The 13,283-nt window shown below is 65.5% G+C and carries 10 protein-coding genes and 1 tRNA gene; 5 read left to right on the top strand and 6 right to left on the bottom strand.

All coding sequences use genetic code 11. The features are described 5' to 3' along the window. Positions 1–52 precede the first annotated feature (52 nt). Together E7T09_RS02190 and E7T09_RS02185 are read left to right on the top strand one after the other, a co-directional pair. Entirely contained in the window at positions 53–1,471 is a 1,419-nt protein-coding gene (locus E7T09_RS02190) for a LamG-like jellyroll fold domain-containing protein (RefSeq protein ID WP_136387492.1), read from the top strand. 235 nt (positions 1,472–1,706) lie between these two features. Next, the gene (locus E7T09_RS02185) at positions 1,707–2,048 is read left to right on the top strand and encodes a hypothetical protein (protein WP_136387491.1); all 342 of its coding nucleotides are present in this window, start codon (positions 1,707–1,709) and stop codon (positions 2,046–2,048) included. A gap of 687 nt (positions 2,049–2,735) precedes the next feature. Here the strand turns inward: E7T09_RS02185 and E7T09_RS02180 are convergent. The 6 genes from E7T09_RS02180 to E7T09_RS02155 all read right to left on the bottom strand — a co-directional run bounded on the left by E7T09_RS02180 (position 2,736) and on the right by E7T09_RS02155 (position 8,473). After that, positions 2,736–2,960 carry a hypothetical protein gene (locus E7T09_RS02180; protein WP_136387490.1) on the bottom strand — a complete coding sequence of 75 codons (225 nt, stop codon included), beginning with the start codon at positions 2,958–2,960 and terminating at the stop codon, positions 2,736–2,738. 416 nt (positions 2,961–3,376) lie between these two features. Continuing rightward, positions 3,377–4,747, bottom strand: a complete 1,371-nt coding sequence (gene hydA / locus E7T09_RS02175; RefSeq protein WP_136387489.1) for a dihydropyrimidinase — start codon at positions 4,745–4,747, stop codon at positions 3,377–3,379. A 17-nt stretch (positions 4,748–4,764) separates the two neighbouring features. After that, positions 4,765–6,012: a cysteine desulfurase-like protein gene (locus tag E7T09_RS02170; RefSeq protein ID WP_136387488.1), complete on the bottom strand. Its 1,248-nt coding sequence runs from the start codon at positions 6,010–6,012 to the stop codon at positions 4,765–4,767. Between the two features lie 33 nt (positions 6,013–6,045). Next, complete coding sequence (locus E7T09_RS02165; RefSeq protein ID WP_136387487.1) at positions 6,046–6,720, bottom strand: amino acid ABC transporter permease; 675 nt, start codon at positions 6,718–6,720, stop codon at positions 6,046–6,048. Positions 6,721–6,826: 106 nt separating this feature from the next. After that, entirely contained in the window at positions 6,827–7,612 is a 786-nt protein-coding gene (locus E7T09_RS02160) for a transporter substrate-binding domain-containing protein (RefSeq protein ID WP_136387486.1), read from the bottom strand. 786 nt (positions 7,613–8,398) lie between these two features. Next, positions 8,399–8,473 (bottom strand) — tRNA-Ala (locus E7T09_RS02155). A gap of 95 nt (positions 8,474–8,568) precedes the next feature. Between E7T09_RS02155 and E7T09_RS02150 the strand changes: the two genes are divergently transcribed. From E7T09_RS02150 to E7T09_RS02140, 3 genes are all read left to right on the top strand, one after another. Next, positions 8,569–9,873, top strand: a complete 1,305-nt coding sequence (locus tag E7T09_RS02150; RefSeq protein WP_136387485.1) for an HD domain-containing protein — start codon at positions 8,569–8,571, stop codon at positions 9,871–9,873. Positions 9,874–9,901: 28 nt separating this feature from the next. Beyond that, positions 9,902–11,362 (top strand): glycoside hydrolase family 13 protein, encoded by a 1,461-nt coding sequence (locus tag E7T09_RS02145; RefSeq protein ID WP_136387484.1) that lies wholly within the window; start codon positions 9,902–9,904, stop codon positions 11,360–11,362. A 720-nt stretch (positions 11,363–12,082) separates the two neighbouring features. After that, positions 12,083–13,282, top strand: a complete 1,200-nt coding sequence (locus tag E7T09_RS02140) for a sugar ABC transporter substrate-binding protein (protein ID WP_136387483.1) — start codon at positions 12,083–12,085, stop codon at positions 13,280–13,282. The last annotated feature ends 1 nt before the right edge of the window (position 13,283 follow it).

The raw sequence follows: 13,283 nt of genomic DNA, 5'->3' as shown, positions 1-13,283 counted from the left end.
TCGCCACGACCTGCCCCTGCGGCCCCCGATCTCGCCTCACCCGGAGACCTCCATGACGCACCGATCCCCGATCCGCCAGATCAGCGCTGCCCTCATCGCCCTCGCCGGAACAGGCGTCCTCGGCGGGTGCGGCCCCAGTACAGCCAATTCCCTTCCCCCCGCCGCACCTCAGGGATTCCATGTGGTGTCCACGACCACCTCCACCGTCGATCTCGCGTGGTCGGCCGTGGACGGCGCGACCGGGTACACGCTAGAACGCCACAGCGGCTCCGATCCCTACGCTCAGGTGGCCACGCCCGCCGCCTCCGACACGACATTCACGGATACCGGCCTGAGTCCAAGCACGGCCTACACCTACCGCCTGAAAGTCACCACCGCCGCCGGCACCAGTCCCTATACGGCCGACCTGACCGCGACCACCGCCGCCCCAGATCCAGCCGCACCCACCGTGGACAGCGTGAACGTGGTCAACGGCATCCTGGGAACGCCCGAACACGTCTCGGTCAGCGGCACCGCCAGCGCCCACAGCGGCAGCCTGCAGAGCGTCATCGTGGACTGGGGGGAGAGTGGCAGCACGCCCAGCACGGTCACCAGCACCCCTGGCTCCTTCAGCGTCACCCATGAGTTCAAAGCCAGCGGCACCTACATCGTGAAGATCACGGCCAGAGACAGCACCGGACGGCAGACCACGGACACCCGCAGTCTTGAGGTCACGAACTTCGGCACGCGCTCACAGGCGCACTTCGTGTTCCAGGACGCCGGCACGACCAACGGTTCCCCGGCCCGTGATTTCAGCGGCAACAAGCGCAACGGCACATACACGGGCGGCGGCTGCTTCGCTCCGGCTCAGGATCGCTACAGCGTGGCGAACGGGGCCGAGCGCTTCAACTCCTCCTCGAGCGCCGCCTGTACCATGAGCGCCTCGGGGGGGATGACCACGGCGGCCATCCCACTGCCCGGCGCCTTCACGATCAACGTCTGGGTTCGTCCGGACGCGGATCGCTTGAGCCGGGGAGGCTGGCTGGTCGGCCAGCAAGGCGGCGCGTTCCGCCTCACGCTGGGAACCGACGGCAAGGTCAGTGCGCTCCTGGTGTCCCCCACCGGTGGCCCGGCCCTGAGCGTGACCGACCCTGCCGCAGTCCAGGGCGACGTTTGGACGGAATACGTCGTGCGGCTCACGGTTGCCACCGGGCCGACCGCATCGACCCTGGCGCTGTACCGCAAGGACAATCCGCTTGACCAGACCACTCCCGCCAGCCCAGTGGGCGAGGCCACCCTAAGCGGATCGTATGTCCTATCAAGTGCCAGCAAGGCCTGGACGGTGGCCGACGCGCAGGGAGGCTCGAACTCGACGGCCGGGAGTACACCGTTCTCCGGGGCAGTCGACGACCTGCGGTTCTACGACCGCGCGCTGGCCGGATACGAGATCAGCGCCCTGTCACGCCTGGATCAATTCCATCCGGCTCCCTAGGACAGTTCAAGTTCGACATGGTCAGATCAGTGCTCTCAACGCCGCCCGTTGTCAGCAGACCTGGGTCAAGAGATTACGGCGTCATTGGCCTTCTTGATGGCGAGACACAACTAGGTATTGAAGGGTGCATGCACCCCGACCCTGAGCGCAGTTTCATCGTTTATTGACTTTGCCGTTAGGTGTGCCCAAGTGCAGTATGTGGACGCAAGAAGCCGTGCTACGGTTCGGCCATCCCATGAAGAACCTGCTCCAGCCCCTCTCACAGCAGATTCCCAGCCGCATCCGCGCGGAACGTCAGGGCAGTTCAGAGGTCTACAGCGTTTTTACGGACGGCACCTGGATTCCCGTGTACCAGGACGGCTCGTCCAGCGGCTGGTGGGTGCATGGCGAACGCCATCTTGAGTACGGTCTGCGTGAGGAAGCCGAAGCGCGCAACTGGGACTGGCGTGTGGAATCGGCGGCCAGCCGCGCGCAGGCACGGATCAGTGCCTCACAGCGCATGTGCACAGAGCAGGGGCATCCGCCGGTCTACAACCTAGCCTGCGCGATCCTGAGCATGCTCGAACAGCCTGCCTGAATCCTCACAAGCTTGACGTTCTTCAAAGCGTTTTTCCCGTCGGGGGGGGTGCTACCCCCATCCGTGTAAGCCGGGAATCACACAGCGCCGGCGACCCTCACGGATTTACCCTTCCTTCACGTCCACAGGCAAGCACCGTGAAGGAGGACTGTATGGGCAGACACTCGACCACATTAAGTTCCAGTGCCGGCACGCTCACCCGAGCACGACTCAAAGGGGCTGCGCCTCAGGTGTACAGCGGACCTAGCGATCAGCCTCAACCGTCCTTCCCGATATGGTTCTGGTTTCTTCTCCTGGGTGTCGCCGTTATCCTCTTCGTCGTGTCACACGCCTGAGAAGTCTGGGCTTACAGCGGCCGTTCGCATTAGCTCTTCGTCTGCGTGATCCAAGCGAGATTCGAGCGTAGTTGGATACGCCCTACCTTTCGAACTGGCACGGCATGTGAGCTCAATGAAGGACTGCACCCGTTTGGACTAGCTTTGGCGCGACCGCGACTGGCAGGGTAAGACGGTACTTATCAGCCGCCCAGCAACGAACTGTGCACCTTTTTTAGGTGCTTCCCGATACCGGCCTGATTCCTTAATATGGCTATTTTATAGACATGAGAGCACAAGATTATTACTGACCAGAGGTCACAACTGGAGCAACCTCTATCTTTGCACTCTGCTGAAGCCAGAGCCGTTGTCGTCAGGGAATGCGGTACATGGTGGGGCCTTCACGCAATACTTCCAGGCGGCCCAACTTGGCCAGCTGGCGGGCCAGCACGCGGAAGGGCATGGTGTGACCAAGTGGAGCACTGCCAAATAGGCGCAGAGAGGTCTCGCGTTGAAGGTCGGAGGCCAACAGTTCAGTGCCGCTCGGAAGGTCATAGATGATTTCCAGAGCTGTGGCCGTGACGACGGGGGAAGTCATGCCCCCTTTATGTCAGGAACACGCCTTCAGTTGCGATGTAGATGCATTGAAACCGATTACACTCAAGGGTACGTTAACTTTGCTTTTCTGCACCAGCTGCGCAATGCATACGCCGCATGGAACCGTATAAGCTGAAACGTTGCCCAAGATGAGCAATATTCTGAGCAGGAATGCTCTGGCTCCCCTCGGAATGGGTCGTCTGGCGCGGATCACGGCGGTGCTGGAAGGAGCAAGCCGTGGGGCACGCCAGCCAAACCAGTTCCATGGAGCACGCGCGGCGCGTGTCCGGTCGCCAGACCTGCGCCTCCCCGAGGCTGCGGGGCGTCTTGGGCTCACCGCATGTCTTGCACAGGATCATGCGGACGGCCCGCTAAGCCAACGCTGTCATATGACTGCCGTGGCCAGAGCCGCCCACGTCAGCTCCGTCGCCGCATGAACTGGCCGCTGCCGGGCGCGGCAACCAGCTGGCCCTCGTCGACAACGATCTCTCCCCGCCGCAGGGTCGTCACCGGCATGCCCCTGACCTGCATGCCCTCGTACAGGCTGTAGTCCATCGCGCCGTGGTTGGTGGCCGCGGTGATGGTGTGATCACGGCTCAGATCCCACAGCACCAGATCCGCATCGGCGCCCACTGTCACGCTGCCCTTGACCCCGCCGAGTCCGAAGCGGCGGGCTGGGGCGGTCGCGGTCAGCGACACGAACTGCTGGAGCGTGATGCGCCCACCGTTCACGCCGGCGTGGTGGAGCACCATCATCCGTTCCTCGATGCCCGGCACACCGTTCGGGATTTTCGTGAAGTCACCTTCGCCCAGCACCTTCTGGGTGTCGTAACGGAACGGGCAATGATCCGTGCTCACCACGCTGAGGGTACCGTCGCGCAGCGCGGCCCAGAGCGCCTCGTGGTCGGCCGCCTCGCGGAACGGTGGACTGCATACCCACTTGGCCCCCTCGAAGCCGGGCCGGTCGAGGTCGTCCCTGGTGAAGAACAGGTAGTGCGTGCAAGTCTCTGCGGTCACCGGCGCGCCGCGTGACTGGACATCCCGGACACGGTCGAGTGCGCCGCGGCCACTGACGTGCACCACGTAGAGCGGCGCGCCGAGCACCTCGGCCATGGCAGCGGCGCGGCCCGTGGCCTCGCTTTCCAGCTGGGGCGGTCTGGTCAGGGCGTGATACTTCGGCGCGGTCTCTCCCCTGCGGATCGCGCCAGCCATCAGGTGCTCAATGGCGTCCCCGTTCTCCGCGTGCACCATGGTGAGGACTCCAGCATCCCGCGCACGCTCCAGGCAGCTGAACAGGGCCGCGTCATCCACTTGGAGCGTGCCCCGGTACGCGAGAAACAGCTTGATGGACGTGACGCCCAGATCCGGAAGCGTGGCTATCTCGTCGATGACGTCCGGCCGGGGATCGGTCACCGCGACGTGAAAGCCATAATCGATGAGCGCGCGTCCCGCCGCCTTGGCATGCCAGAGGTCAAGGGCGGTGCCCAGCGACGCGCCGTGCGGCTGGATGCAGAAGTCGATGTGCGAGGTCGTGCCGCCCATGGCCGCGGCGAGGTGCCCGGTATAGAAGTCGTCGCAGGTCTCGGTGCCGAAGGACGGCATGGACAGGTGGGTGTGGACGTCGATACCGCCCGGCAGCACGTGTCGCCCGGTGGCATCAATTACGGTGTCGGCGGGGCCGGCAAGGTCGCGGCCCACGGCGCTGATCACGCCGCCGTCGATGCGCACGTCCGCGCGGTAGGTGCCCTCGGCCGTCACGACCGTTCCACCCTCAATCACAGTGCTCATGGCTGTCCTCCCTCGCCTCAGTCGAGGCCAACGGCGTCGAGACCCGCGATCAGCCGCTGCACGTCCTGGGCGGTGTTGTAGTGGGCCATCGAGACACGGACTACGCCCTCGACCGGATCCAGGGCGAGTTCGTCCATGAGGCGTCTGGCGTAGAAGTTCCCGTAGCGGATGGCGATGTGGTGGTCATCCAGGGCCTGCGGATAGTCGGACGACGCGCGGCCCTCGACAACGAAGCTGACCGTCGCCACCCGCACGGCGGGATCTGCGGTGGCCGGACCGATGATCCGAACCCGCGCCTTGCCGCGCAGGTGGTCGAGGAGCAGGCCGGCGAGCATAGACTCGTGCGCCGCAATGGCCCCGTAAGCGGCCGTCAGGGCCGCCCGCCCCTGCGTCCCCGGCTGAACACGCATGCCGAGCTCCTCCAGGTAGTCGGTGATGGCGCGCAGGCTGTAGGTGAGCTCGTAGTTCACGTTGCCCGGCTGGAGCTTGTAGGGAATGGCCTGCTCACCGACGAAGTTGTGGTTGATGTTCGGCAGGGCCAGCAGGTGCTCCAGCCGGCCGTAGAGCAGTGAGATGTGGGGGCCGAAAACCTTATAGAAGCTGAACATGTAGTAATCCACGTCCAGCGCCTGCACGTCCACCAGGCGGTGCGGGGCGTAGGCCACGCCGTCCACGAAGACCTGAGCGCCGCCAGCATGGACGCGCCGCGCGATCTCGGCCACGGGGTTGATCTGCCCCAGGATGTTCGACGCGTGCGTCACGCAGACCAGGCGGGTTCTGGGAGTCATGAGGGCATCCAGGTCGGCCAGCTGCAACTCGAGGGTGTCCGGCTGGGGACGCCAGACGCGCACGACGGCGCCCCGGGTTCGCAGCCACGCGCCGATGTTGGCCTCGTGGTCGGTGGACGTCACGATGACCTCGTCTCCCTCCTTCAGCGTGGCGCCGAAGGACTGGGCGAAGTTGGAGACGAGCTGGGTGGCGCTGGAACCCAGCACCACCTCGCGGACGTCGGCGGCGTTGATGAGCTCGGCGGCAGCGCGTGTGCCGTCGGCGACCCGCGCCGCGGCCTCCTGGGACACCGCGTAGGTGGCCCCGAGCTGGACGCTGGTCTGCACCAGGTAGTCGCGCACGCGGTCGGCGACGCCGGTCAGCACCTGAGAGCCGCCCGCATTGTCGAGGAAGGTCCACGGTCCGGTGAGGGCCGGGAACTGCGAGCGCACGAAGTCGAGTTGGGGTGTAAGGGCAGGGAGGTCGGTGGTGGTCATCAGCATCCTTGTCGAGCGGAGGGTGGGCGCACGTCAGACGCGCGACTTGACGCGTGAGGTGCGTTCGAAGCGGCTGACCAGGCGGACGAGCGGGAAGAGCATCAGCACGTAGATCAACGCTGCGCCGATCAGCGGGGTGGGGTTCGCGGCGAGCGCCTGACGGGACGTGGCCTGCTGCAGCAGTTCCGGCAGCGCCACGACCGACGCCGTCGCGGTGTCTTTCATGATCGACACCGCATTGCCGGTCAGCGGCGGCACCACGATCTTGAGCGCCTGGGGCAGCACCACGGTGGCCATGGTCTGCCACTGGCTCAGCCCCAGCGAGCGCGCCGCCTCGAACTGCCCGCGCGGGATGGCCTCGATGCCGGAGCGGACGATCTCGGCCACGTACGCGGAGGCGATCAGGCCGATGGCGAGCACGGCAGACGTGAAGGCCGGCAGCAGCACCTTCACGAAGGGCAGGGCGTAGTAGATCAGTACCATGAACACCAGCAGCGGCATGGAACGCAGAACGTCGATGTAGACGCGCACGGCGGCGCGCACTGGTGGGGCCGTGTAGAGGCCCAGCAGGGCCACCACCATGCCGAGCAGGGTTCCGAAGGCGGCGCTCACGAGGCCCAGGCTGATGGTGAGCACGAGCCCGTGCAGCAGGGCCGGCAGCGATTCTCTGAGAATCTGGACGTTGAAGAAGGTGTTAATCAGATCCATGGAATGGGGGCCTCCTGGGGGCACAGTCCAGAGGCTGCGGGCGCCGCCCCGCGGTGGTCTCACCGACAGGGCCGCGCCCGCTCACGGCGTCAGCGTGTCGTCGCGCTCACTTGGGCATCGGCAGCACGGTCACGGTCGAGGTCGTCTTCTCCGGCTCAACGCCGAACCACTTCTTGTGCAGCGCGGCCAGGTAGCCGCTGCGCTTCATCATGTCGATCTGGGCGTTGAACTGCTTGGCCAGGTCGTTGTTCTTGGCGAACATGATGCTGTACTGCTCCCCCGTCTTGAGCCGCTGGATGACCGCCACGCCACCGGTGGTCTTGGCGTAGTACTGCAGGGCAGGGATATCGGAAATGTAGCCGTCGATCCGGCCGTTCTTGAGGTCGAGCATCGCGGCGTTCAGGCCAACGTACTCCCGGATGGTGTAGCCGTATTCCGCCAGGTGCGTCGTGGCCCACATCGCGCCGGTCGAGCCGGTGTCCACGCCCACCGTCTTGCCCTTGAAGTCGGCCACGGACTTGAGCGTCGATCCCGCCTTGACGGTCAGCGACTGATCCGAGTCGTAGTAAGGCTGCGCGAACGCCACGGTCTCCAGGCGCTTCTTGGTGATCGTGATGCTCGAGATGGCCAGGTCGATGCGGCCGGACTGCACGGCGGCGAACAGCCCGTTGAAGGGCGTATTGACCACATTGACGGACTTGCCGAGGTTCTTGGCGATCTGGTTCACGAGTTCGATCTCGAAGCCCACGGTGGCGCCGCTGGCATTCTGGAACTCCCACGGTACGTTGCCGACGTTAGCGCCGACGTTCAGGGTGCCCTCGGCGTGGGCGACGGATGCGGTGAGCAGACCGGCGAGGATAAAGCGGCGAGCTGAGCGGTTGATGCTGGTCATGTCGGATCTCCTGGGAAAGCGGTCGGCTGCGGGAGGACGTTTACGGCGTGCGTGAGTCCAAGATCGGACGGGCTGGGCCCGAGCGGCCCGGATTCAGGGCTGTGCCAGGTGCCTGAAGCCAGGACGCCAGTTGTCATGTGGACTCGAGCCGCACGATATCCCGGTCGTGGCCGATTCTGCTCGGCGCCGGCTCCGCGACCTGATCCAGAAGCCCCTCAGCGGCGCGGCCACGCCAGATATTCCCGCCAGCCACTACCTTCGTTCAGGTCGCCGCGCGCCAACCGTGATGGTCTTGCCAGCTTCAAGTGCATTTGCGAAAGTGCGTCACCGTGAGCAAATCCGCCTGAAATTACATTCCGACGACAGCACATGCCAGAGAGCGTGATGGTGGTTCCATCGACCTCAGAGGCTGAATCAAACCGTCCCGCCATACCGGACAAAGCAGCTAGATGGATTGGCTGTCTCCGGCTCAGAGAGAACCGGCTCTCTGGGCTGTGGCCCAGCGCTCAGCCCAACCGTCAACGTTGTGGTTCTACGGGTGCGCCGACACTGCGGCCCGAGTGGAGGCTCCCCGGTTCTGACCGGCCGGTGGCGGGCGCCTTTCACGATGCCAATCGATCAGCCTGTATTCCGATGTTGTGTTTTGGGAGCTCGGTCGAAGCTGTAGCCCAGTATGTGCCCACCATGCACAACCGTCAGAAGTCTGTCTGGGCCTTTAAACGCCACAGTCGGCGTCGTGAACTGGGATCAAAAAAGAAGAAGGACGCCGTTTCCGACGTCCCATCTTGGTGGAGGCTTGGGGATTCGAACCCCAGACCCTCCGCTTGCAAAGCGGATGCTCTCCCGCTGAGCTAAGCCCCCTCAGCGCCGCGCACTGTAGCAGGTGCGGCGGGCGGAGGCAAGGCTCAGGCCATGACATACAGCGGCGGGGCGTGGAGCGCGGCTAGCATGGCGTCATGTTCCGCCGCCGTCCTCCCCTGCCTCCATTTCCGACCGGCGGCCTGCTGGTGGGCGGCGCGGCGCGTGACTGGCTGCGTGGAGTGGAGGCGAAGGACTTCGACTGGGCGATACCGGAACCGGAGCGGGCGGCACACGACTGTGCTGCTCTACTGGGCGGCGCGGTGTTCCCTCTGGATGTGGAGCGCGGCTACTGGCGGGTGCATGCCTCTGGCGGCGTCCAGCACGACTTCGTGCCGCTGCCGGCCGACGTGATGGCCGATCTGACCCGACGGGATTTCACGGTAAATGCCCTGGCGCTCACGCAGGACGGTCGGGTAATTGATCCGACCGGGGGGCGGCGTGACCTGCGGGCACGGCGGCTGCGGATGGTCTCGGAGGCGAACTTGAGGGCCGACCCGTTGCGGGCATGGCGGGCGGCCCGCTTCGAGGTCACGCTCGGGTTTCGTCTGGAGGCGGCCACAGAGGCGGCCGTCCGGCGGATCGCCCTTGACCTCGCATCGACCGTCCTTCCGATGCCGGCCATGGAACGCGTGCGGGACGAGGTGGGAGCGCTGCTCCTTCATCCGGACGCGGCGCGCGGTGTGCTGCGGCTGGAGGATCTTGGCCTGCTGACCTTCACCGTGCCGGAGTTACAGGAGGGCATTGGCCTAGTGCAGGGAGGATTTCACCACCTGGACGTGTTCCAGCATGGCGTGGAGGCGCTGCATCAGCTCCTGGCTCGGCGACCGGATTCGGGCCTCGCCCTGCGCTGGGCGGCCCTGCTGCACGACGTGGGCAAGCCCCGCACGCTGGCGCGTGACCCCGTGACGGGACGGAAGTCGTTTCACGGGCATGACAAGGTCGGCGCGGCGTTGACCTCGCAGATCCTGACCCGGTTGAAACTGCCGGGCGACGTCGTGGGGCAGGCGGCCGCCCTGGTTGGCGCACATATGCTGCCCCTGCCGTCCACGGAGCGCGAGGCGCGGCGCTTCGTGCACCGGCGTCGGGCACTGCTACCAGATCTGCTGAGCATCATGCTGGCCGACCGCGAGGCGGCGCGCGGGCCAAGCAGTTCATCGGCCTCACGCCTGGCGTATGCCCGTGGAATGGATCGGGTGCTGGCCGCGCTGGAGGAGCAGCCCACGCCATCCAGACCCCTGCTGACGGGCGAGGAGGTGATGGCGCTGTTGCAGTTGGAACCGGGGCCACGGGTCGGGGAGGCGCTGCGGGCCCTGGCCGAGGCGACCGCACTGGGCGAGGTCGGAAGCGTGGAGGCCGCGAGGACTTTCCTGCAGTCGTGGCATGAAGCGTCAGACGGCTGAAAGCGAATTCAGGCTATGCTGGCGCGCAATGACGCGTACGCCCGCCCAGCCGCAGGACGCCCCCCCGATCACGCCCGCCTGGGTGCAGGACGCCGTCTTCTACCAGATCTTTCCCGACCGCTTCGCCCGGAGTGGCCGCGTGACCGGCCTGAGCCTGCAAGCCTGGGGCGACACGCCTCATTTCCACAAGTACATGGGCGGCGACCTGTGGGGCGTGATCGAGAAGCTGGATCACATCGCGGGTCTAGGCGTGACCGCCATCTACTTCTGTCCGGTCTTCCAGTCGGCCAGCAACCACCGCTACCACACGCACGACTACTACCAGGTCGATCCCATGCTGGGCGGCAACGACGCCCTGCGCGCCCTGATCGACGCGGCCCACGCGCGCGGTCTGAAGGTCGTGCTGGACGGCGTGTTCAACCATGCCAGCCGGGGCTTTTTCCAGTTCAACGACCTGCTGGAGCAGGGCGAGGCGAGCGCGTACCGGGACTGGTTCCACGTGGACAGCTGGCCGCTACAGCCGTATGACGAGTCCCGGCCCGCGAATTACGCCGCGTGGTGGGGGAACCGCGCCCTGCCGAAATTCAACACGAACCACCCGGCCGTGCGGGACTTCCTGTGGAACGTGGCCGAGTACTGGATGCAGGCGGGCATCGACGGCTGGCGGCTGGACGTACCGAACGAGATCGACGACGACGCCTTCTGGCAGGAGTTCCGGCGGCGCGTGAAGGCCATCAACCCGGAGGCCTACATCGTCGGGGAGATCTGGGGCGACGCGCACCGCTGGCTGGCCGGCGACCAGTTCGACGCGGTCATGAATTACCACTTCACCCGGCCGTGTCTGGCGTTCTTCGGCGGTCAGACGCTGGATCACCCCATGAACGAACGCAGCGGCACCGGGCATGTCGACGCCATGGACGCCGCCGCCTTCGGGCAGCGGATGACCGAGGTGACGCAGATGTACCGCCCGGACATCGTGCGCGCCCAGCTGAACCTTCTCGACTCGCACGACACCGCCCGGTACCTGACGGCCGTGGGGGGAGATGCCAGCGCGTACCGGCTGGCCCTGACCTTCCTGATGACCTACGTGGGCGCCCCCTGCATCTACTACGGGGATGAGATCGGTCTGCCCGGCGGCCCGGATCCGGACTGCCGCCGCGCCTTTCCCTGGAACAAGAGCGAGTGGGATCAAACGACGCTGGCCCTGACGCGCGCATTGATCGCCGCCCGGCATGCGACGCCCGCCCTGCGGAGCGGCACGTTCCGGGTGCTGCATGCCGAGGGAAACGGGCTGGTGTTCCTGCGTGAACAGGAGGCAAGCCACGCCGTGATCGCCATGAACGCCGCCCAGGACGACCGTGAGCTGCCCCTGCCGAACGTTCCCAAGGCCCGCTACCGGGATGTGCTGAGCGGCGAGTCCTTCGAGCTGTGTCCCTGCAAGACTGTGCCGGTGCCGGCGCGCAGCGCGCGGCTGCTGCTGCCGGAATAAACACCTAGACGGTCGAGGCCACAGCCAGAGGATGAGCTAAGGTGATCCTCTAAGGGGTGTGCGTGTACAGTGACTATGGACCGGTCACTGCGGAGGTCAAGCTGCTCTGGCTCCGCTGAAGGGCCTTCAGGACAGGGAGATGTCAGGCGACTTCACGGCCGGGGGATTACGTGCTCGGTCTGGTCTCGCGCTGTGAGTGTGATCGTGCCCAGTGTGGCGCCGGTGACCTCTCAATGGCGGACTCACGGTACTCGCCCCCGCAGCCAACGTCGCCTGAAGCGGTTCCAGCCGGTATCCAATCGCCGGGCGGAGCGGGCGCGAAGGGGAAACGCAGGACGCCCTCCCGCAGCAGCTAGAGGCGATCTGTCACCGGTGGGCTGCCGACAGTGGTCGCCCTCTGCCGACGCCGTGGGGCCGAACGTCTGGCCCGGCGAAGCTCCGTCGGTATCGCCTTGACAAGTCATCGTGAGTGTTCGTACCATGTGATCGTTCACAACGCACAATTTCTGGATCGCTCGTCGCGCCGAAGCTGCCGGGCCCGTCACGCTGACACTGGCCCATTCGTGGTCGAGAATCGACCCTTCCCAACCGGAGGAGGGACAGAGCACGTCGTAGAACGCTGAGCCCGCCTGCTTCCCCGGCCGACTGGGTCTGATCCCTGGCTGTGGCCACACCGACGGGTTCTGTCCAGCCGCTTCACGCTCTACAGGAGATGCCCAGATGAACGTATCCGGAGCCATGCTGTCTGCCAGCCTGACCCTCGCCACCCTCTGTCTCGGGAGCGCTCAGGCCCAGACCACGTTGCAGATCCTGGACTACTTCACCTCCAACCCCACCTACGACAAGGCCATGGCCGCCGCCATCCAGAAGTACGAGGCCGCCACCCCCGGCATCAAGATCCAGCGCACGTCCGTGCAGTTCGGTGACCTGAAGAACCGCATCATCCAGGCCACGGCCACGCGCACCGTGCCGGACATCCTGTTCATCGACAACCCGGATCACCAGGCCATGGCCAGCCAGGGCTCGCTTGCCGACATCACCAGTTACCTGAAAGGCTCGAAGTACATTCCCATGTACCAGAAAGGCCCGCTGAGTTCGACCATCTACCAGGGCAAGAACTACGGCCTGCCGTACATCAGCAACGCCACCGTCCTGTACTACAACGACGCGATGCTGAAGGCAGCCGGCGTGAAGCCGCCCCTGACCTGGGATGAACTGCGCGCCACCGCCAAGAAACTCACGACCAACGACCACTACGGCTTCTGCATGTCCGGCGTGGGCACCGAGGAAGGCACCTTCACCTTCCTGCCGTTCCTGTGGAGCACCGGCAGCGACCTCCAGAGTTTCGGCGACGCCGGAACCGTGAAGGCACTGACGTACTGGGGCAACCTGTACCAGGACAAGAGCATCAGCCGCGCCGCCGTGAACTGGTCGCAGGGCGACGTGTACCAGCAGTTCATCGCGCAGAAGTGCGCCATGATGATCAACGGTCCGTGGCAGCTCCCGAACTTCGTGAGCGACAAGGTGACCTTCAAGTGGGGCGTGTCGCCGTGGCCCAAGGACAAGCAGGCGGTCTCGATCCTGGGCGGCGAGAACCTCGCGCTCGGCAACGGCCCGCACGTGGCCGACGCGTGGAAGTTCGTGTCGTGGCTGGTGCAGCCGGAGAACCTCAAGCCGCTGATGGTCGCCGCCGGGAGCATTCCTAACCGCACGGACATCGCCAAGGGCTTCACGAACGATCCCGTGGTCGAGACCTTCATCAAGGCCGTGGCCGTGGCCAAGCCGCGCGCCTACGGGCCAAAATATCCGCAGATCAGCGAGCAGGTCTGGATCGCCTTCCAGAGCGTGGCCACGGGCGCCAAGACCCCAGACAAGGCGGCCCAGGATGCCTCGGCGGCCATCAAGCCACTGTTCAAGTAAG

The sequence above is a fragment of the Deinococcus sp. KSM4-11 genome, from assembly GCF_004801415.1.
Lineage (GTDB): Bacteria > Deinococcota > Deinococci > Deinococcales > Deinococcaceae > Deinococcus.
This window is presented reverse-complemented; position numbering and strand designations above follow the sequence as displayed.

Bases quoted from the DNA above. Each gene is read 5' to 3' on its own strand.
- E7T09_RS02185 (WP_136387491.1), top strand. From the start codon at position 1,707: ATGAAGAACCTGCTCCAGCCCCTCTCACAGCAGATTCCCAGCCGCATC.
- E7T09_RS02160 (WP_136387486.1), bottom strand. From the start codon at position 7,612: ATGACCAGCATCAACCGCTCAGCTCGCCGCTTTATCCTCGCCGGTCTG.
- hydA (WP_136387489.1), bottom strand. From the start codon at position 4,747: ATGAGCACTGTGATTGAGGGTGGAACGGTCGTGACGGCCGAGGGCACC.
- E7T09_RS02140 (WP_136387483.1), top strand. From the start codon at position 12,083: ATGAACGTATCCGGAGCCATGCTGTCTGCCAGCCTGACCCTCGCCACC.
- E7T09_RS02170 (WP_136387488.1), bottom strand. From the start codon at position 6,012: ATGACCACCACCGACCTCCCTGCCCTTACACCCCAACTCGACTTCGTG.
- E7T09_RS02150 (WP_136387485.1), top strand. From the start codon at position 8,569: ATGTTCCGCCGCCGTCCTCCCCTGCCTCCATTTCCGACCGGCGGCCTG.
- E7T09_RS02145 (WP_136387484.1), top strand. From the start codon at position 9,902: ATGACGCGTACGCCCGCCCAGCCGCAGGACGCCCCCCCGATCACGCCC.
- E7T09_RS02190 (WP_136387492.1), top strand. From the start codon at position 53: ATGACGCACCGATCCCCGATCCGCCAGATCAGCGCTGCCCTCATCGCC.
- E7T09_RS02180 (WP_136387490.1), bottom strand. From the start codon at position 2,960: ATGACTTCCCCCGTCGTCACGGCCACAGCTCTGGAAATCATCTATGAC.
- E7T09_RS02165 (WP_136387487.1), bottom strand. From the start codon at position 6,720: ATGGATCTGATTAACACCTTCTTCAACGTCCAGATTCTCAGAGAATCG.